The sequence below is a fragment of the Rhizobium sp. SVR5-9E genome (genome assembly GCF_056755095.1).
On record NZ_JBNDHS010000745.1, the window covers coordinates 1 to 235 of the forward strand.

Here is a 235-nt window from a genome sequence, read left to right on the forward strand (position 1 = left end):
ACATACTGACGACCGCTACGATCTCGGAACCGGCATTGCCCGGGCCGACCGGCGACATTACCGATGACAGCCCCGGACGCGCCGCCGATCGCCGCGCCAACGGCCGCACCTCGGACCTGTCTCTTATACACATCTCCGAGCCCACGAGACTACGCTGCATCTGGGGTGGCGTTTTTTTTTTGGGGGGGGGGGGGGGGGGGGGGGGGGGGGGGGGGGGGGGGGGGGGGGGGGGGGG

1 pseudogene is annotated in these 235 nt (G+C 71.1%); it reads right to left on the minus strand.

The window, feature by feature from the left end:
- Nucleotides 1–119: pseudogene (locus ACPYOJ_RS36815) on the minus strand (glycine zipper family protein); the annotation flags it as partial.
- Nucleotides 120–235: the final 116 nt, after the last annotated feature.